The sequence below is a fragment of the Flavobacterium sp. FG139 genome (assembly GCF_057809695.1).
This window is the reverse complement of record NZ_JBMDKL010000010.1, coordinates 134,608-153,362: the sequence shown is the minus strand read 5'-3', so window position 1 is coordinate 153,362 and position 18,755 is coordinate 134,608. Positions and strand designations below refer to the sequence as shown.

Below are 18,755 nucleotides of genomic sequence, written 5' to 3'. Positions count from 1 at the left end.
AAATTCTTATTTGCTAATTTGTAATTAAGAATACAGCATCCTCTCCTTCATTTTCTTGCCAGCAAACTTTGACTTTTTCATTATTTATCGCATCTACTTGTCTACCTCTATAATCGGGTTGAATGGGTAAATGGCGGCTAAAACGTCTATCTATGAGCGTTAATAACTCTACTTCAGAAGGCCTTCCAAACGATTGAATAGCCGTTAAAGCAGCATTAATACTTCTACCAGTATATAAAACATCATCAATAAATACGACCTTTTTATCCTCAACTAAAAAATCGATTTGCGTTTTATTAGCCTCCAATGGTTTCTCACCTCTTCTAAAATCATCTCTAAAAAAAGTGATGTCTAAAAACCCAAGTGCAACAGAATTGACTTGATATTCTGTTTCCAAAATATGCTTGATGCGTTGTGCTAAAAACTTTCCTCGTGGCTGTAATCCTATTAAAACTGTAGCAGAAAAATCAAGATGTTTCTCGATTAATTGACAGGCCAAACGGTGCAGAATGATGTTAACTTCTTTTGCAGTGAGTAATATTTTTTGACTCATAATGAAGTGTGTGTTTGGTGTGTAAAAGTAAATAAAATTATTTAAAATTAGGCATAAAAAAACCTCTACTGTGAAGTAGAGGAAATTAATTTTAGGCTATATCGAAACTTATTTAGTAATCCAATCCACCACAGAGGCGTCTGTTGGTAATACACGCGGTTCAATTACTTTTTCTAATTCTCCTTTTTCATTAATCAAATACTTTTGAAAGTTCCATTCAACTTCGCTGTCTTGCAATCCGTTTTTAGCTTTCTGGGTTAAAAATTTATAGACCTCACACATATCACCACCTTTTACAGACACTTTACTCATCATCGGAAAGGTAACTCCATAGTTAAGCTGGCAAAAGGTTTCAATTTCTTTATCAGTACCGGGTTCTTGAGATGCAAAATTATTAGCTGGAAATCCAACAATCACAAAATTTTGGTCTTTGTATTTTTTGTAAATGGCTTCCAAATCTTTGTATTGTGGTGTTAATCCACATTTGGAAGCTGTATTTACTACAAGAATTTTCTTCCCTTTTAAAGAAGCAAAATCAAATTCATTGCCACTCAAATCTTTAACCTTAAATTGATAAATGTTCTCTTTGTTCATTGTTTCTGTATTTGAAGTTAACTTCGGTTGGACACTTGTTTGCGCCTCATTTTTACAACTCACTAGTGTAAAAATTGCTACCATTACTACAATTTTTATTTTCATACCTTTATATTTTTTTATAAAATTACGTAATAAATAGCCTTTTAGCTTATTAATCAAGCTATAAATAAATGTTAAAATTTATAAAACATAAAACCATAAGGCCTTAACTTTCGTAGATAAAATTACTCTAAATAATTTTATTCACTTTGAACAAATCTGAAAGCGTATGACACAAGAACAACTCATCCCATTAATTTTAAAAAAAGACGATCGCGCATTTACTATCATGTATGATATGTATTCCAAAAGTCTTTTTGCTGTAATCTCTAATTTAGTTAAAGAAGCCGAAGAAGCCGAAGACGTGCTTCAAGAAGTGTTCGTGAAAATCTGGAAAAACATCGAATCCTATAACGATTCCAAAGGTCGATTATATACTTGGATGTTAAACATTGCACGAAATACTGCTATTGATAAATTACGTTCTAAAGGATATAATAACAGCCAAAAAAACCTATCATCCGATAATTTCGTACATCTGTTGGATGACAGTAACAAGTTAATCAATCGTATCGATACGATAGGAATTCAAGAATTCGTAAAAAAATTAAAACCAAAGTGTATCCAATTAATTGAATTGTTATTCTTTAAAGGATATACCCAACAAGAAGCTTCTGACGAACTTGAAATTCCGCTTGGCACTGTTAAAACACAGAATAGAAATTGCATCAATGATTTAAGAACTTATTTACAAGTATAATGACAACACAAGAAATCCTAGATTCAGGGAATTTAGAACTTTATGTTTATGGGATATTAAACGAAAGTGATACTAAAGAAATTAGCGAATTGGTGAAAACCGATAAGGCTATAGCAGACGAAGTGGTTTCAATTGAGAAATCCATACTAAACCTTTCTAGTAGCTTTTCTCCGAATATTTCGGCAGAGATTTTTGAAAAAATCAAAGTCAAACTCGAATTAAAACATGGAAAAGTAATTGAGATGAAACCTCGTTCCAATGCTTCACAATATATTGGCTGGGCAGCTTCAATAGCATTATTAGCTGGTGTAGCGTTTCAATACAATAAATTGAATGAAAGTAATTCAACTATCAACTCCATTCAAATAGAAAAATCGAATCTACAAAAATCGGTAGTAACTTTAGAATTAGAAAAGAAAGAAGCGGCAAATGCTTTGAGTGTGGTTCGAGATACTAAAAACACCGTAGTAAATTTGGCCGGACAAACGGTAGCACCTACAGCTTCTGCGAAAATTTATTGGAACAAAGAAACATCAACAGTTTATGTAGATGCTTCGGGATTACCTGAGCCACCAGAAGGAAAAGTATACCAAATTTGGTCTTTAAAATTAAGTCCGACATTAACACCAACGAGTATTGGTTTATTGGATAATTTTAAAGGAAATCACGAAAGAATGTTTGCTGTAAGCGGTACTTCTGGTGCAGAAGCATTCGGAATTACACTGGAACCAGCAGGCGGAAGTAAATCGCCTACTATGGAGCAATTATACACATTAGGGAAAGTATAATTGGTAAATTCAAGTAGGTAAAAGGCTCAACAATGTTGAGCCTTTTTTTATATTTATTTTTTAAATACTTTTCGATACCTCCAATATACTATTGAAGCGAATACCATAAAAGTAACAAATACATAGAGGTAAATAGTCACATTTTGCTTTTCACCAGAAGCATACGAGTGCATTCCTGTTAAGTGAAAATTCACTCCAAAATAGGTCATTAATATAGAAGCAAACGCCAATACGCTCATAAAGTTGAACGAAAATAATCCGCGTAAAGAAGGTACAAATCGTGCATGAATCACAAAAGCATAAATCATAATACTGATCAAAGCCCAAGTTTCTTTTGGATCCCAACCCCAATACCTACCCCAACTTTCATTAGCCCATTGACCTCCTAAAAAGTTACCAATTGTCAACATAACCAAACCAATAGTTAAGGCCATTTCGTTGATGTACGTAATCTCTTTAATGTGCAAACTCATTAAAGCTTTATTTTTTTCGTTGGTAAACAACATCAAAATTAAAGCCACTAATCCTAACACCATTCCCAACGTAAACGGTCCATAACTCGCCACAATTACCGCAACGTGAATCATTAACCAGTACGAATTAAGAACGGGTTGTAAATTAGCAATATCTGGGTCCATCCAACTTAAATGAGCTACCATCAAAATCATTGATGCCACAAAGGTTCCCGATGCTACTGTTAATTTAGATTTTATATCAAATGCTAATGTAAAAAACATCGTTGCCCATGCCACATAAATCATACTTTCATAGGCATTACTCCAAGGTGCGTGACCTGAAACATACCAGCGTGCCATTAAGCCTAAGGTGTGTAATAAAAACAACGCAGCGATACCACCGTGCATAATATTGATGACCAATCGAATTGGTTTTTTATTATAGAAAATTCCAACGATTACTATAATTAGCATGACACTTCCTGCCAACATATACAACCAAAACAAGTTTCTAAACACATCGTATTTGTTCAATAAAATTTCAGAAGAAATCTGACTGTCGGAAGGTCGAACGGATTTACCATATTTTTTCTGAAAATTCTCCATTCCCAACAACATGGTATTGGCCATTGTATAATCTTTTGATTTAGAAGCCTTAGCTAATGCATCTAAATAATAAGGTAACGCATTCTTTATCTGATCCAAATCAGTACCCGTTTTCTCTCCAATTTCTAAAAAAGACAACCATTTATTGTTTTTATCATTTGGTGCTGGAAAAATTCTGAGAATGGTTCCACTTAACGCCGAATTCAATAAATTAATCTTTTTATCGGCTTCAATAAAATCCTTCTGAAACTGATCGGGATTGGTCGTTTTGTAGGCTTCATCCAAATATTTAGACAACTTGTAATTTCCTCTTTCATCAAAGAAACTTCTGAAAGTAGCAAACTTCTTTTCTGAATCTAAACCAATAATTTTACGAATACTATCATTTCCTTTTTTGATGTAAATCAAAGGCAACTCAAACCAAGCCGTTGGAAATTGCGTCATCGAAATAAAAGCCTGATCCGAATTCATACCTTCGTAAGTATCACTTTTACTCACTTTTCGCAACAATTCCGATGAAAACGTATTAATAGGGTACATCCTTCCATTCACATCTTGAACTACTAAACGTCCAAATTTTTCTGCTTGTTGCTCTGGTACCTTGTATTTCAGAATCGAATCTAAATAATGTACCTGATTGGAATGATTATCATGATTTTGCGCAAATCCACTAAAAGAAAACAACAAAATGAATACCAGCAATAACTGCTCTTTTTTGGCTTTCACATCTTCTAATTTTCTTTTTAAATCCGAAAAACGAGTGTTTTTAACAAACAAAATAGCCATCATTGCAAAGAATAATAAGAAATATCCAATATAGGTAATCATAGTTCCCCAATAGTCGTGGTTTACCGAAAGAACCGTTCCTTGCTCATCGGGATCAAACGAAGATTGGAACAATCGAAATCCATCATAATCCAAAATGTGATTCATATAAATGTCGGCATTAAATTTTTTACCGTGATCATCAACCGTCACTTTACTTTTATATGATGAATAACTTTTTTCGGTTCCAGGATATTTATCGGCTATAAAATCATTCAATTTTACACTAAACGGCAAGTTGTATACTTTACTTCCAAAAGACAATATAAATTCTAATTTCCCTAATTTGACTACTGTCGGTTGTCCTACTTTTCCTTTAGAACCTACCAATGTAACGTCTTTGGTTTGTCCTTCAGAGGTAATTGAAATCGTTAAAGCATCATCACTTTTCTTGGCCTTGTAATTTCCACTAGAAACCCAAGATTTTACGCCTTTAAGAGGCTGCTCAGGAAATACAAATTGAGCTTGTCCAACATTATACAACGAACGAAACATCAAAGCTTGTTGCACATTTTTTTCTAACTTTCCTTGAAACTTATCAATCATGCGCATAAAGTTTCCTTCAAATGGAGCATTGATGGTTGTAGTAGTTCCATCGGTAGTAATGTTGATGGCGCCTGGTGTGGGCTTGTTCAAGGCAAATAGTAAGTTGTGAATATTTTGAACCTCACCTTCTTTTAAATAATGTTCGTGTCGAGAACCGCCACCAGACTCAACTAATTTTAAATAAAATTGACCCGATGTAGCTGGTTTGATAGTTTCTTTAACATCCATTGCAAAATTCTTATAACTAATTTCGAATGGTGTTTGATCAAACTTCTCCTTGATAGAAAAATTATTTGTCGCAAATGGCCAATAAGTAGCTTCTGAAAGTAATAACGGCTGTTCTAAAATACGACGTTTGAGTTCGCCTTGGTATTGTCCATCAACAAAAACAGTCAAGAAATTTTTATCTGAAAAAACTTCGGTAGAAGTATTTCCCTCTCGGATAGGCATCATGCCTTCATAACTGATGTATCGTGTAATTCCAGCTCCAATAATGATAAAAATAAAAGACAAGTGCAGTAGCAATGTTGCCCATTTTTCTTTCTTATACAATTGATAACGCTTGATGTTTCCAAAAAAGTTAATTACAAAAAAGATCATTATCACTTCAAACCAACGAGTATTGTATATCCAAATTCGAGCAGTATCCGTATTGTAATAACTTTCTATAAACGTTCCGGCTCCCATTGCTGCAGCAAAAATCAGAAACAACATGGCCATTAATCGAGTTGAAAACAAAATAGAAAATAATCTTTTATCCATAAGAGAAACTTTTTATAAACCGAAAATTTCGGAAGCACAAAAGTAATTTAAAATTGTGGATTTTTATAAAAGTTAATTGCTTTTAAGTATTCTTTAAGAGACGTTGAAAAGCGGTGTTTTTAATTTTATTTTAAGACGTAATTTACATTTGTGATTTCAAGATAAATAGTTATTTTTATAAAAAAATAAACGTATTGTAATTCAGTATTCGTGATGAAAAAATTACTTTTAATTCTAATTCTTTTAACGTCTTTAGGCCTTAAAGCGCAAGATCGAATTATTCCCGATAGAGATAATGTTCCTAATTGCCAATTAATGTCAGGTGGAAAATACATCAACATGGAAACGGATGATAGGGTTACTTCGGGATATTATGCCATTATTAAAGACGGCGTTGAAATTGAATATGTAGAAGATGGAAAGTATTATTTAAAATCGACTTTGGCTTTTAAGGACAAATGCACCTATAAAATGACTATTGTAGAATGCACTATTCCTGATTTTATTTTTCAAAAAGGCGATGAGATTTACAGTGAAATTGTGGAAACTTCAACCAAACACAATTTAATTAAAATGAGATCCAAACTCAAAAATGGTTCATGGGTAACTGTTGTTTTTCGTAAAATAGAATAAAACTACAGCCGTTCTTATCTTATATTTAAAAGAAAAAGTCTCCTACCAATTCAAAAAAAATGAATATTTTTACCGAATGATTTCAGTTTCTATTATTGGTTCCGGAAATGTAGCGCAACACTTGATTTCTGCTTTTTTAAAGGCCGAAAATATAGCGTTACTACAAGCGTTTGCTCGAGATAAAACTCAACTTACACACCTTCTTGAGGCAGATAAAATTACATCCGATTACTCTGAATTAAAAGAAGCCGATTTGTATCTTATAGCCGTTTCCGACAATGCTATAGCAACAGTGTCCGACCAAATACCATTTACTAATAAATTGGTCGCACATACTTCGGGAAGTGTGGCTATTAGTGATTTGAACCCTAAAAATAGACCCGCAGTTTTCTATCCATTGCAAACATTTTCTAAGAATAAAGAAGTTGATTTTCGACCGATTCCCATTTGCTTAGAAACCGAAGACAAAACGGATTATGACGTACTTCAAAAAGTAGCCCATTCTATTTCGGATACCGTATTTGAAATTTCATCCGAACAACGAAAAGCCTTACATGTATCAGCGGTTTTTGTTTGCAATTTTGTCAATCATTTGTATAAAATTGGAAACGATATTTGTACCGAACACCAAGTCCCTTTTGAAATATTAAGACCTTTAATTTTGGAAACTGCCGACAAAATAACGTCGCTTTCTCCCAATGAAGCGCAAACGGGTCCGGCCAAAAGAAACGATACCACTACCATCAACAAGCATTTAAACATGTTGACCGATGAAAATCAAAAAGAAATTTACAAATTATTAACCAAATCAATTATTGATAATGGCAAAAAGTTATAAAGAACTCCTAAACGATATCACCACTTTTATTTTTGACGTCGACGGCGTATTAACCGACAGTTCTGTTCATATCACTCCTACTGGTGAAATGCTCCGAATTATGAACATTCGCGATGGTTTTGCCATGAAAGCAGCGTTAGAAAGCGGTTATAATGTGTGCATTATTTCGGGTGGAAATAACGAAGGTGTTCGAATTCGCTTGAGAAACTTAGGCATACACGATATTCATTTGGCCAGTCCCAACAAAGTAGAAACGTTTAACGAATACATCGAATTGTATCATATCAAACCCGAAAATGTATTATACATGGGCGACGATATTCCCGATTATCACGTTATGCAATTGGTAGGCTTACCTACGTGTCCACAAGATGCAAGTCCAGAAATCAAAGCGATTTCTAAATATATTTCACATAAAAAAGGCGGAAAAGGCGCTGTGAGAGAAATCATCGAGCAAGTGATGAAAGTGCAAGGGAAATGGCATTTGTATTACGACGGAAAACACGATTAAAAGTACAAAATACGAAGTAGAAAATACGAAGTAGAAAATACGAAATAGAAAATACGAAGTAGAAAATACGAAATAGAAAATAGAAAGTTAGATTACTGAAAACCTGTTATATAAAATGAAATTTTTACAATTAATACGATACAAAAACCTATTCTTACTTGCCTTAATGCAACTTGTTTTCCGATTTGGGTATTTAGAGTTGATTAATATTCCGCTTTCGCTTTTTTACTGGCAATATGCTTTATTAATAGCGGCTACAGTTCTTATTGCGGCTGGAGGCTATGTCATCAATGATGTTTTTGACCAAGAATCGGACGAAGAAAACAAACCTAACCGAGTAATTATTGGAAAATACATCTCAGAAGCCAAAGCCTACAATATATATGCAGCTTTAACGATAACTGGTGTGGCATGCGGCTTTATACTTGCCAATTCGGTGGGTCACGCCAACTTTGCCGTGATTTTTGTACTCATTGCAACCCTACTCTATTTTTATGCGAGTACGTTAAAACAAATAGCGCTTTTAGGAAATGTAGTGGTAGCTGCATTACTGGCATTTAGCGTAATTATCATTGGTGTTTTTGATATTTTCCCAAACACATTTCCTATCAATCAACAACAAATGTCGGTGGCATTTTCAATTTTGTTTGATTATGCCAAATTTGCGTTTTGCATCAATTTGGTTCGTGAAATCATCAAAGATTTGGAAGACATTAAAGGCGATATTACACAAGGAATGGGAACGCTACCTATTGCTATAGGAATTTCAAGAACTACTAAAACAGCCTTTGTTTTACTCTTACTTCCAACCTTATATTTACTATTTTACACCTACAATTACCTGTTTGAAAACAATTTGTTTTACGCCATTGCCTACATGATGGCATTGGTGATAGCGCCACTTTTTTTCTGTTCGGTTAAAATTTGGAATGCCAAAGAAAAAAACGACTTTCATTTCATTAGTACTTTATTAAAATGGATCATCTTTTTTGGAATATTTTCGGTGGCAGTCGTTACGTTAAACATCATTCACAATGCGTAAAGAGTATAAAATAATATTGGCTTCGGGTTCGCCAAGACGTCAGCAGTTTCTCAAAGATTTTGATATCAATTTTGAAATTCGTTTAAAAGAAGTTGAAGAAATTTATCCCAATCATTTAAAAGCAGAAGCCATTACCAATTATTTAGCCGAACTCAAAGCCCAAGCTTTTGAAGGCGAATTGGCTACAAATGAAATCTTAATCACAAGCGACACGCTCGTTTGGCACAACGATAAAGCACTTGGGAAACCAAAAGATTATGACGATGCTTTTCAAATTTTAAAATCACTTTCAAATGCAACTCATGAAGTGATAACTTCGGTGTGTTTTAAAACTATTACGAAAACGGAAACAATTTTTGAAGTTACCAAAGTTACTTTCACCGAATTATCAGACGAACAAATTCGCTATTATTTAGACCATTACCAACCATTTGATAAAGCTGGAGCCTACGGAATACAGGAATGGATTGGGTTAATAGGAATATCAAAAATTGAAGGATCGTATACCAATGTAGTAGGTTTACCTACCGAAAAAGTATACAAACATTTAACACTTATGATAGCAGATAATTTGTAAATTTACATTTCATTTGAAAGCCAACTAAATTGAAAAATGCAATGGAAACAGAAGAAGAAATCAATGCTAAAATTTTGAAAATAACCATGGTAATTCAGGAGAATTATCCCGAATTATCCAAATATTTAAACGAAATGCCCATTACCATTCCCATCGACAATCGTCCGGAAGTAAATGTGCAAAATCTTCAAAAGTATTACGACACCCTACTCACGCTGTTTCGCAATTATGTTGCCGAACACCAACTCAACTACATCAATCAACGCACGGGTTCTGGACACCTTTAAAACTAAGTGTGAATTTTATAACATTTAGATAATATAATGTAACGCGTTTCACGTCACATCTTCTCAAATTTGTATAAACAATAATGTTTAATCAAAATTTAAAAAGATGAAAAAATTAACACTTTACACTATGATAATGATCGCTTCATTGTCATTGGTACCGAATCAAATACATGCTGCGCCCAAAAATCCTATAACAGCTACTGAAACGCCTAAAGAAGTTCCGGCAGAAGTAAAAGCGTTATTATTGCGTCTTGATGAGATCAAAGCAATGGACAAATCAGCATTGAATGCCTCTGAGAAAAAAGCACTTCGTAAAGAAGTACGTGCCATCAAAACGACTCTAAAATCAACTGGAAACGGTGTTTACCTTTCTGTTGGTGCCATTATTATTATCATACTTCTTTTAATACTTTTATTATAATGAAACGTGTTAAACTGCTATTTTTAGGAATTCTATTACTAACTATAGCACATTCACAAGCGCAAGTTTCTGTGAATGTAAATTTTGGTTCACCACCCGTTTGGGCACCTGCCGATCGTGTTGAAGTACAATACTATTATTTACCCGAAATTGATAGCTACTACGATGTGCCATCGGCTCGATTTATCTATATTAAAAACGGAAAATGGTTTCGTTCGGCATCACTGCCATATCGCTACAGAAACTATAATTTGCGTGGTGGACAAGTAGTCTATCTAACCGATTATAGAGGAAATTCTCCATACATATACCATTCTAAACATCGAGAAAAATACCATCCAAATAACAATTTTAAGCCTGAAAAAAAGGAAAAAAAAGAAGGTGAACATCGAGAAAAGAAAGAGAATAATCATAAAGGAAAAGGTAAAAAGCGTTAAATTTTAGTTTACCATTCAATTAGATTTTAAAAGAGTTATTTGAAATTCAAATAGCTCTTTTTTTTTGTTAAAGAAATCCAAAAAAAATCCAAAACATTTAGGGAATCTATTATAATTACTACATTTGAGACTATTGCAATAAAACCAATACGATGCAAAAGTTAAAAACTGCTATTTCATTTCTTTTACTACTCACTTTTTTAAGTGCTAAAGCGCAGCAACCGGTCAAACCCAACGCTGTTGAAATCTATCATCAAATTGAAAAACTGAATTTTTTAGGTTCGGTATTATATATTGCCGCACATCCCGATGATGAAAACACGAAGTTAATTTCGTATTTATCCAACGAAAAAAATGCGCGAACAGGGTATTTATCATTAACTCGTGGCGATGGTGGTCAGAATTTAATCGGACCCGAATTGCGAGAATTATTAGGCGTAATTCGTACACAAGAGTTAATTGAAGCCCGAAAAATTGATGGTGGCGAACAGTTTTTTTCGCGTGCCAACGATTTTGGTTTTTCTAAAAATCCGACTGAAACCTTGCAAATTTGGGATAAGAATCAAGTCCTAAGCGATATGATTTGGGTCATTCGAAACTTCCAACCCGATGTAATCATCAACCGTTTCGATCATCGATCTCCTGGAACGACTCACGGACATCACACCTCTTCAGCCATGTTAAGCGTTGAAGCATTTGATAAAGTAAATGATCCCAATATATTTCCAGATCAATTAAAACTTACAACTACTTGGCAACCCAAACGATTGTTTTTCAATACCTCATGGTGGTTTTATGGAAGTAAAGAGAAATTTGATGCCGCCGACAAAACCAATTTAAGCAAATTACAAACTGGAGTGTATTATGAGCAATTTGGTAAATCCAATCAAGAAATTGCTGCATTGAGTAGAAGTCGCCACCAATCACAAGGTTTTGGTAGCACGGGTACTCGTGGTGAAGAAGATGAATATTTAGAGTTTTTAAAAGGTGATGCCTTAACGGATAAAACCAATCTTTTTGAAGGAATTGATACCACTTGGAATCGAGTGAAAAACGGAAAACCAATTGGCGATATTTTAGCCAATGTGCAAAAAAATTTCGATTTTAAAAACCCAGCTGCTAGTGTACCCGAATTACTAAAAGCCTACGAATTGATTCAACAATTAACCGATACACATTGGAAAACCATTAAGTCGGAAGAGATTAAAAAAATTATTGCAGCTTGTGCCGGAATGTACCTCGAAGCGGTCACAGACAATCAAGAAGCAACTGCTAAAAGTAGTTTAAAAGTAAAATTGGAAGCGATCAACCGAAGTGATTTAAAAATCAATTGGAACGGCATTACTACAACCCCAAGCGCGATGACTACTCAAGTGGTGAAACCATTAGAGAATAATAAACCTGTCAATCAAACTATCGAATTGGATTTAAGTTCAATTACAAATTACACCCAACCCTACTATCTAAAAGAAAAAGGTACCGTGGGCATGTATCGAGTAGACGACCAAGAAAACATAGGAAAACCCGATATTCTGCGTGAGGTAAAAGTCGTTTTTTCAATTGAAATTAATGGTGTAGTGATTCCTTTTGAACGCAATGTAGTGTATAAATACAATGATGATGTGAAAGGCGAAGTCTACCAACCACTTGACATTGTACCACTTGTAACCTCGTCTATCCAAGAAAAGGTATATATTTTTCCGAACAATAAAGAAAAGTCTATTAGCGTCAAAATCAAATCTGGAAAAGAAAACGTTACGGGAACTATTGCGTTGCAAGTACCCAACAATTGGAAGGTAACCCCAAATTCAATTCCGTTTTCATTGAAAAATAAAGGTGAAGAACAAATCGCTGTTTTCACGGTTACACCTTCCAAAGAAGCTTCAGAAGTAATTTTCAAAAGCATCGTAACGGTTGATGGTGAAACCTTTGATAAAGACAAAATCGACATCAACTATCCACACATATATAAACAAATGGTGTTGAAACCAGCCGAAGCCAAAGCTATAAAGCTAAACATCAAAACCAATAACGAAAAAATTGGGTACATCATGGGTGCTGGTGACGAAGTACCTAAAAGTTTGAAGCAAATGGGATATGACGTAACAATCATTAAAGCAGAAGAAATTTCGGCAGAAAAATTACAACCTTTTGATGTCATTATGACTGGAATTCGTGCTTACAATGTAGTTAACACACTTGCCATCAAGCAAAACATCTTATTAGATTTAGTGAAAAATGGTAAAACGATGATTGTTCAATACAATACTTTGGACGATTTTGTGACTAAAGATTTTGCGCCTTTTTCACTAAAAATTTCACGCGATCGTGTCACCGAAGAAAATGCCGAAGTACGCTTTTTAGCCCCTGAAAATCCTATTTTAAATTCGCCAAACAAAATCACAACCAAAGATTTTGAGGGCTGGAAACAAGAACAAGGATTGTATTATCCTAGTGAATGGGATGCTAGTTTCACCCCAATTCTATCATCAAACGATACTGGTGAAACCCCTAAAAATGGCGCTATATTAGTAGCTAACTATGGCAAAGGAAAATACATTTATACCGGAATATCCTTTTTTAGAGAATTACCCGAAGGTGTGGCAGGCGCTTTCCGCTTAATGGCTAACATGATTTCAATTGGAAAATAATATGGAAACAAATAAAACTAGTAAACTAAAAAATACCTACACATGGTTATTGGTAATTAATGCAGTTTATTTTTTGATATTTTATATTTTAATGCAAATTTTCTCGTAATATGCAACAAATTGACTGGATTATTCTTTCGGTAACCCTCTTATCTATTGTGATTTATGGTGTTTATAAAACCAAAGGAAGTAAAAATGTTGAAGATTATATACTAGACAACAAACAAACCAATTGGTGGACGGTTGGACTATCCGTAATGGCCACTCAAGCCAGCGCAATTACCTTTTTATCTACTCCAGGTCAAGCCTATCAAGACGGAATGGGGTTTGTGCAATTTTATTTTGGATTACCCATAGCAATGGTAGTCATTTGTGCAACTTTTATTCCCATTTACCACAAACTCAAAGTCTTTACAGCCTACGAATATTTAGAGAATCGTTTCGATTTAAAAACCAGAACATTAGCTTCCATCTTATTCATGATTCAGCGTGGATTAGGAACGGGACTAACTATTTATGCTCCGTCAATTATACTGTCAACATTATTAGGATGGAACCTTACCTTATTGAACATTATCATCGGAATTTTAGTAATCATCTATACCTTTTCGGGCGGTACCAAAGCAGTTAATGTCACTCAAAAACAACAAATGTTTGTGATCATGTCTGGAATGTTCATTACTTTTTTCCTGATTTTACACCTTTTACCTAACGAAATGACGTTTTCAAATGCCATGCACATTGCTGGAGCCAATGAAAAAATGAACATCATCGACTTTTCTTTCAATCCCGAAACACGCTATACGTTTTGGAGCGGAATTGCCGGTGGTTTTTTCTTATTCTTAGCCTATTTCGGAACCGATCAATCGCAAGTTGGTCGCTATCTTTCTGGTAAATCGGATAAAGACAGCCAAATGGGATTGATTATGAACGGATTTCTAAAAATTCCAATGCAGTTCTTTATTTTATTAATTGGTGTAATGGTATTTGTGTTTTTTCAATTCAATGAAGTGCCGCTAAATTTCAATCCTGTCAATAAAGAAACCATCGAAAAATCGGTCTATGCCGACCAATATCATGGGTTAGAAAAACAGTTGAAAGATTTAACCGAAGAAAAAAAAGAATACAATCTGTTGTATATTGATCACTTAAACCAGAATTATGACAATCCTATTTTAAGAAATAAACTGGTTGCTTTGTCGGGTAAAGAACGAGATCTTCGCGATCAAGCTAAAGAGTTGATCACCAAAGCGGATGAAAAATCGGAAACCAACGACAAAGATTATGTGTTTCTTTATTTCATTCTAAACTATTTACCAAAAGGATTAATTGGACTGCTTCTGGCAGTAATTTTATCAGCAGCTATGTCATCATCGGCATCGGGAATCAATGCCTTAGCCTCAACCACGGCCATCGACATATACAAACGAAACAAAAAGACCGAAATGGAACCGAAACATTATGTAAATGCTACCAAATATTTTACATTGTTATGGGGTGTTATTGCCATACTTTTTGCTTGTGTGGGCACCTTATTTGAAAATTTAATTCAGTTGGTAAACATCGTAGGATCAATTTTCTACGGAACTGTTTTAGGGATTTTCTTAGTTGGGTTTTACATCAAATACATCAAAGCTACTTCCATCTTTTGGTGTGCACTGATAAGCCAATCGCTCATTATTTACATCTACTGTTTGGATGTGGTGAGTTTCTTATGGCTTAATTTTATTGGTGCTATATTAACCATCGTACTATCGCTGACATCACAATTTTTTATCAACCAAAGAAGTAAAATTAAGGCCTAAAAAAACCACAAATTCTAGAATATGCTTCTGAATTTGTGGTTTTATATAAATAAAAGTAATGGAATTATTTTTTACTCCATTCGTTAATACTATCCGTATTCATTTTAACGTAGTCGCTATTTTTTGCTTTTTCAGCTGCAGCTAAAGATAATTTTGCGGTTTCAATAGCACCTTTTTTATCGTTTAATTTTGCTTGAATTAATGATTTCTGACGCAAATACCAAAACGGAACATCTTCACCAGCTTTAGTCATTGTGATGGCTTTGTTTACATATTCCAAAGCTTTGTTCATATCACCATTAGATTGGAAAAAATATTGAGCTGAAGAAAAATAATCACCAGCCGTTGGACCAGCCAAAGCTTTATTGATACTAGCTATTGCCGTTTTTTGAGTAGGAACCTCAAACTTTAATGAAACAATAGTAGTTTCCCAAGCCAAATCCAAATTTGCACCATCGTTGCTCAAATTAGAAAATCCAATCGTAAACGTTTCTACTTTTCTATTAGTCAATTCGGGTTTAGCATTAGCGCGCAAAGCTACATTGCTTTCGTTCCATTCTTCTGGATTTCCCCAATTGTCAGTGGTTTTGTAAAAAATAATTTCCCAATTGTCTGCTTTTGGTAAAGTGTATAAAGAATATTTTCCTTTGGCTAATGTTTTGCCATCAATCACTACATCATCACTAAATGAAATAATCGTATTGGCATTAGCTCCAGTTCTCCATACTTTTCCAAACGGAACTAAATCTCCAAAAACAACTCTTCCTTTGGTACTTGGACGAGAATAATCAACAGTAACGTCGGTCAAACCAACTACTTGTTCTACCACCGATTTTGGACTTGCTTGAGGTGTTTTAACCTGTGCTTGAACATAAAAATTAGCAATCATAATTGCCAATAACATAAATATTTTTTTCATAATAATAAGTTTAGATGGTCAAAATTACGAATTGTATTTTCTTCAAATGTTAATTTAAACTTAAATCGAAGTAATTTTTGTTTATTATTTTTACAAAATTGTTAAACAATATATATCTTTACAAAAAAATATTTATGAAAATTTATACCTTACATACCAAACAAAACCTCCCAATTTCATTGGAAGAAGCATGGAATTTTCTCTCAGACCCAAAAAATTTAAAGGTCATTACACCCGACTATATGGGGTTTAAAACGCTTTCTGGTGATGACAGAGCCATGTTTCCCGGGCAAATTATCCAATATATAGTTACCCCTGTAATGGGAATCCCGATGAAATGGGTTACCGAAATTACGCACGTGCAAGATCAAAAATATTTTGTAGACGAACAACGTTTCGGACCTTATGCCTTATGGCATCACAAACATTTTCTAAAAGAAATTCCGGGTGGTGTAGAAATGGAAGATATTGTAGATTATAAAATCCCAATGGGGATCATTGGTCAGCTGGTACATCCCTTTCTAGTAAAGCCCAAACTGAAAAAAATATTCGATTTTAGACACAAAAAACTAGTAGAATTATTCGGAGAATTTAAAGGATAACACATGAAAAACATACTATTAATAGGCGGTTCATACGGAATCGGACTGGCCTTAGCAAAGGAACTTCAATTTGAAAACAAAGTCTTTATTGCATCACGAACAAATGAAAATATAGCCGATTTACACGTCACGCATATTCCGTTTGATGCCACAACTGATATATTAGACACGAGTTTGCTTCCAGAAGTTATTGACGGATTGGTGTATTGCCCTGGCAGTATCAACCTACGTCCGTTTAAAGGATTGAAGCCCGAAAGTTTTGAAGCCGATTTACAAATAAATTTCATAAGTTTGGTGAAAGTAATCCAATCGGTTTTGCCTAATTTAACAGCTTCCAATCAATCGAGTATTGTGTTGTTCAGTTCGGTAGCTGCCAGTATGGGAATGCCTTTTCACACTAGTGTGGCTGCGGCCAAAGGAGCTATTGAAGGATTTGCCAAAGCCTTAGCAGCCGAATATACTCCAAAAATTAGAGTAAACGTGATTGCACCATCACTAACCGATACGCCTTTAGCGGATAAATTCTTAAACAACGAAGTAAAAAGAGAAAAATCGGCCGAAAGACATCCTTTAAAAAGAGTCGGAACTGCAGATGATATGGCTCAAATGGCAAGTTTTTTATTGAGTGAAAAAAGCAGTTGGATTTCGGGACAAATTTTCCATGTAGATGGAGGAATGTCTACTTTATTAACCAATCAATAACAATATCAAAAATCAATTACAAAATTCAATGTCAATAAAATTGTATATTTAGATAATTAATTGAATTTGAATTTTGCAATTGAAATTGAACTTTTACCTATGAACATATTCTGGTTCCGAAGAGATTTACGATTAGATGATAATGTTGGCCTTTTTCATGCCTTAAACAGCGGTGAAGAAGTGTTGCCTATTTTTATATTTGACGATACAATTCTATCGCAATTGCCCAAAGATGATGCTCGGGTTACGTTCATTCATCAACAACTGGAACACATACAAAAGCAATTGCAAAGTATTGGAAAATCACTGGCTGTTTTCCATGGCAAACCTATAGACGTCTACCAAAAGTTAATCACCGAAAACACCATAAAATCAATCTATACCAACCACGATTACGAACCGTATGCACGCAAACGTGATTTGGAATTGTACCATCTTTTTAAGGAAAAAGGCATCGAATTCAAGACCAGTAAAGACCAAGTGATTTTTGAAAAAAGTGAAGTCGTTAAAGACGATGGAACGCCCTATGTAGTATATACTCCCTATTCGAATAAATGGAAAGAAAATTTCAAAAAAATTAAGCTAATACATTATAATTCGGAAGCATTATTAGATAAAATTACCCATCACTCCTATCCGTTTTTGAGCTTAAATGCTATTGGATTTATCACTTCAACCATCAAAGTGACCCCATATGATGTTTCTAATACATTGATTGATAATTACGAAGCGACTCGAAATTTTCCTGCGCTAAATAAAACATCTTACTTAGGGATTTACCTTCGTTTTGGTGCTGTTTCTATTCGAAAAATGATTGCTAAAGCCATAGAAAGCAAAAATGAAACCTTTTTCAAAGAATTGATTTGGAGGGAATTTTTTATGCAAATTCTATGGCATTTTCCACATACTAATACGTCATGTTTCCGACCGAAATACGATAGCATAAAATGGGATAATAACGAAGCGTTGTTCCGAAAATGGTGCGAAGGAAAAACAGGGTATCCTTTTGTTGACGCAGGCATGCGCGAACTCAATGCTACCGGACACATGCACAACAGAGTACGTATGATTACCGCTAGTTTTTTATGCAAACATTTACTTATAGACTGGCGTTGGGGCGAAACCTATTTTGCTACCAAACTTTTAGATTATGAACAAGCCAGTAACGTAGGGAATTGGCAATGGGCTGCCGGAAGTGGCGTTGACGCGGCACCCTATTTTAGAATTTTCAATCCAACCGAACAAATTAAAAAGTTTGATAAAGAGTTAAAATACATTAAAAAATGGATTCCAGAACTCAATACTTTAGAGTATCCCAAACCTATAGTAGATCACAAAGAAGCTAGAGAAAAGTGTTTACGTATTTATAAAGAAGCTGTGGGCTAATAATTATTTT

Annotated in this window: 19 protein-coding genes; 15 read left to right on the top strand and 4 right to left on the bottom strand. The window is 34.3% G+C overall.

What is annotated here, in order from left to right; genetic code table 11:
- Nucleotides 1-13: 13 nt before the first annotated feature.
- Complete coding sequence (gene pyrR / locus ACODSI_RS10390) at nucleotides 14-553, bottom strand: bifunctional pyr operon transcriptional regulator/uracil phosphoribosyltransferase PyrR (RefSeq protein ID WP_488916785.1); 540 nt, start codon at nucleotides 551-553, stop codon at nucleotides 14-16.
- A 108-nt stretch (nucleotides 554-661) separates the two neighbouring features.
- Nucleotides 662-1,252, bottom strand: coding sequence for a glutathione peroxidase (locus ACODSI_RS10385; protein ID WP_488916784.1), 591 nt, complete (start codon nucleotides 1,250-1,252; stop codon nucleotides 662-664).
- Nucleotides 1,253-1,418: 166 nt separating this feature from the next.
- Between ACODSI_RS10385 and ACODSI_RS10380 the strand changes: the two genes are divergently transcribed.
- Both ACODSI_RS10380 and ACODSI_RS10375 read left to right on the top strand, forming a co-directional pair.
- Complete coding sequence (locus ACODSI_RS10380) at nucleotides 1,419-1,949, top strand: RNA polymerase sigma factor (RefSeq protein WP_488916783.1); 531 nt, start codon at nucleotides 1,419-1,421, stop codon at nucleotides 1,947-1,949.
- Nucleotides 1,949-2,737, top strand: coding sequence for an anti-sigma factor (locus ACODSI_RS10375; RefSeq protein ID WP_488916782.1), 789 nt, complete (start codon nucleotides 1,949-1,951; stop codon nucleotides 2,735-2,737). Before ACODSI_RS10380 ends, ACODSI_RS10375 begins: the two co-directional genes overlap by 1 nt.
- A gap of 53 nt (nucleotides 2,738-2,790) precedes the next feature.
- Here the strand turns inward: ACODSI_RS10375 and ACODSI_RS10370 are convergent, their stop codons facing one another.
- Nucleotides 2,791-5,931, bottom strand: coding sequence for a cytochrome c biogenesis protein (locus ACODSI_RS10370; RefSeq protein ID WP_488916781.1), 3,141 nt, complete (start codon nucleotides 5,929-5,931; stop codon nucleotides 2,791-2,793).
- 213 nt (nucleotides 5,932-6,144) lie between these two features.
- On the opposite strand from ACODSI_RS10370, the gene ACODSI_RS10365 reads away from it, so the two are divergent.
- The 10 genes from ACODSI_RS10365 (at nucleotide 6,145) to ACODSI_RS10320 (ending at nucleotide 15,136) form a co-directional block, all read left to right on the top strand.
- Nucleotides 6,145-6,564 (top strand): hypothetical protein, encoded by a 420-nt coding sequence (locus tag ACODSI_RS10365; protein ID WP_488916780.1) that lies wholly within the window; start codon nucleotides 6,145-6,147, stop codon nucleotides 6,562-6,564.
- Between the two features lie 76 nt (nucleotides 6,565-6,640).
- Nucleotides 6,641-7,402, top strand: coding sequence for a Rossmann-like and DUF2520 domain-containing protein (locus tag ACODSI_RS10360; protein ID WP_488916779.1), 762 nt, complete (start codon nucleotides 6,641-6,643; stop codon nucleotides 7,400-7,402).
- A complete protein-coding gene (locus ACODSI_RS10355; protein WP_488916778.1) occupies nucleotides 7,386-7,913 on the top strand; it encodes a KdsC family phosphatase in 528 nt (175 codons plus the stop codon). The genes ACODSI_RS10360 and ACODSI_RS10355 overlap by 17 nt, the downstream gene beginning before the upstream one ends.
- Nucleotides 7,914-8,028: 115 nt before the next feature.
- On the top strand, nucleotides 8,029-8,955 hold the full coding sequence (locus ACODSI_RS10350; RefSeq protein WP_488916777.1) for a geranylgeranylglycerol-phosphate geranylgeranyltransferase: 927 nt from the start codon (nucleotides 8,029-8,031) through the stop codon (nucleotides 8,953-8,955).
- The gene (locus ACODSI_RS10345; RefSeq protein ID WP_488916776.1) at nucleotides 8,948-9,532 is read left to right on the top strand and encodes a Maf-like protein; all 585 of its coding nucleotides are present in this window, start codon (nucleotides 8,948-8,950) and stop codon (nucleotides 9,530-9,532) included. Before ACODSI_RS10350 ends, ACODSI_RS10345 begins: the two co-directional genes overlap by 8 nt.
- Before the next feature lie 41 nt (nucleotides 9,533-9,573).
- Nucleotides 9,574-9,819 (top strand): hypothetical protein, encoded by a 246-nt coding sequence (locus ACODSI_RS10340; protein ID WP_488916775.1) that lies wholly within the window; start codon nucleotides 9,574-9,576, stop codon nucleotides 9,817-9,819.
- A 130-nt stretch (nucleotides 9,820-9,949) separates the two neighbouring features.
- Nucleotides 9,950-10,243: a hypothetical protein gene (locus tag ACODSI_RS10335; protein ID WP_488916774.1), complete on the top strand. Its 294-nt coding sequence runs from the start codon at nucleotides 9,950-9,952 to the stop codon at nucleotides 10,241-10,243.
- The gene (locus ACODSI_RS10330; RefSeq protein WP_488916773.1) at nucleotides 10,243-10,680 is read left to right on the top strand and encodes a hypothetical protein; all 438 of its coding nucleotides are present in this window, start codon (nucleotides 10,243-10,245) and stop codon (nucleotides 10,678-10,680) included. Before ACODSI_RS10335 ends, ACODSI_RS10330 begins: the two co-directional genes overlap by 1 nt.
- Nucleotides 10,681-10,832: 152 nt before the next feature.
- Nucleotides 10,833-13,331 carry a PIG-L family deacetylase gene (locus ACODSI_RS10325; protein ID WP_488916772.1) on the top strand — a complete coding sequence of 833 codons (2,499 nt, stop codon included), beginning with the start codon at nucleotides 10,833-10,835 and terminating at the stop codon, nucleotides 13,329-13,331.
- A 110-nt stretch (nucleotides 13,332-13,441) separates the two neighbouring features.
- Nucleotides 13,442-15,136 (top strand): sodium:solute symporter family protein, encoded by a 1,695-nt coding sequence (locus ACODSI_RS10320; protein ID WP_488916771.1) that lies wholly within the window; start codon nucleotides 13,442-13,444, stop codon nucleotides 15,134-15,136.
- Nucleotides 15,137-15,200: 64 nt separating this feature from the next.
- On the opposite strand, the gene ACODSI_RS10315 is transcribed toward ACODSI_RS10320, so the two are convergent.
- Entirely contained in the window at nucleotides 15,201-16,055 is an 855-nt protein-coding gene (locus ACODSI_RS10315) for a DUF2911 domain-containing protein (protein ID WP_488916770.1), read from the bottom strand.
- Nucleotides 16,056-16,189: 134 nt separating this feature from the next.
- Between ACODSI_RS10315 and ACODSI_RS10310 the strand changes: the two genes are divergently transcribed.
- From ACODSI_RS10310 to ACODSI_RS10300, 3 genes are all read left to right on the top strand, one after another.
- The gene (locus tag ACODSI_RS10310; RefSeq protein ID WP_488916769.1) at nucleotides 16,190-16,657 is read left to right on the top strand and encodes an SRPBCC family protein; all 468 of its coding nucleotides are present in this window, start codon (nucleotides 16,190-16,192) and stop codon (nucleotides 16,655-16,657) included.
- A gap of 3 nt (nucleotides 16,658-16,660) precedes the next feature.
- Nucleotides 16,661-17,359 carry an SDR family NAD(P)-dependent oxidoreductase gene (locus ACODSI_RS10305; protein ID WP_488916768.1) on the top strand — a complete coding sequence of 233 codons (699 nt, stop codon included), beginning with the start codon at nucleotides 16,661-16,663 and terminating at the stop codon, nucleotides 17,357-17,359.
- Between the two features lie 99 nt (nucleotides 17,360-17,458).
- Nucleotides 17,459-18,745: a cryptochrome/photolyase family protein gene (locus ACODSI_RS10300; protein ID WP_488916767.1), complete on the top strand. Its 1,287-nt coding sequence runs from the start codon at nucleotides 17,459-17,461 to the stop codon at nucleotides 18,743-18,745.
- Nucleotides 18,746-18,755: the final 10 nt, after the last annotated feature.

Excerpts from the sequence above, each read along its gene's own strand:
- ACODSI_RS10360 (WP_488916779.1), top strand. The coding sequence starts at position 6,641 with ATGATTTCAGTTTCTATTATTGGTTCCGGAAATGTAGCGCAACACTTG.
- ACODSI_RS10325 (WP_488916772.1), top strand. The coding sequence starts at position 10,833 with ATGCAAAAGTTAAAAACTGCTATTTCATTTCTTTTACTACTCACTTTT.
- ACODSI_RS10355 (WP_488916778.1), top strand. The coding sequence starts at position 7,386 with ATGGCAAAAAGTTATAAAGAACTCCTAAACGATATCACCACTTTTATT.
- ACODSI_RS10305 (WP_488916768.1), top strand. The coding sequence starts at position 16,661 with ATGAAAAACATACTATTAATAGGCGGTTCATACGGAATCGGACTGGCC.
- ACODSI_RS10315 (WP_488916770.1), bottom strand. The coding sequence starts at position 16,055 with ATGAAAAAAATATTTATGTTATTGGCAATTATGATTGCTAATTTTTAT.
- ACODSI_RS10330 (WP_488916773.1), top strand. The coding sequence starts at position 10,243 with ATGAAACGTGTTAAACTGCTATTTTTAGGAATTCTATTACTAACTATA.
- ACODSI_RS10335 (WP_488916774.1), top strand. The coding sequence starts at position 9,950 with ATGATAATGATCGCTTCATTGTCATTGGTACCGAATCAAATACATGCT.
- ACODSI_RS10345 (WP_488916776.1), top strand. The coding sequence starts at position 8,948 with ATGCGTAAAGAGTATAAAATAATATTGGCTTCGGGTTCGCCAAGACGT.
- ACODSI_RS10300 (WP_488916767.1), top strand. The coding sequence starts at position 17,459 with ATGAACATATTCTGGTTCCGAAGAGATTTACGATTAGATGATAATGTT.
- ACODSI_RS10380 (WP_488916783.1), top strand. The coding sequence starts at position 1,419 with ATGACACAAGAACAACTCATCCCATTAATTTTAAAAAAAGACGATCGC.
- ACODSI_RS10385 (WP_488916784.1), bottom strand. The coding sequence starts at position 1,252 with ATGAAAATAAAAATTGTAGTAATGGTAGCAATTTTTACACTAGTGAGT.
- ACODSI_RS10375 (WP_488916782.1), top strand. The coding sequence starts at position 1,949 with ATGACAACACAAGAAATCCTAGATTCAGGGAATTTAGAACTTTATGTT.
- ACODSI_RS10320 (WP_488916771.1), top strand. The coding sequence starts at position 13,442 with ATGCAACAAATTGACTGGATTATTCTTTCGGTAACCCTCTTATCTATT.
- ACODSI_RS10370 (WP_488916781.1), bottom strand. The coding sequence starts at position 5,931 with ATGGATAAAAGATTATTTTCTATTTTGTTTTCAACTCGATTAATGGCC.
- ACODSI_RS10310 (WP_488916769.1), top strand. The coding sequence starts at position 16,190 with ATGAAAATTTATACCTTACATACCAAACAAAACCTCCCAATTTCATTG.
- ACODSI_RS10350 (WP_488916777.1), top strand. The coding sequence starts at position 8,029 with ATGAAATTTTTACAATTAATACGATACAAAAACCTATTCTTACTTGCC.
- ACODSI_RS10365 (WP_488916780.1), top strand. The coding sequence starts at position 6,145 with ATGAAAAAATTACTTTTAATTCTAATTCTTTTAACGTCTTTAGGCCTT.
- pyrR (WP_488916785.1), bottom strand. The coding sequence starts at position 553 with ATGAGTCAAAAAATATTACTCACTGCAAAAGAAGTTAACATCATTCTG.
- ACODSI_RS10340 (WP_488916775.1), top strand. The coding sequence starts at position 9,574 with ATGGAAACAGAAGAAGAAATCAATGCTAAAATTTTGAAAATAACCATG.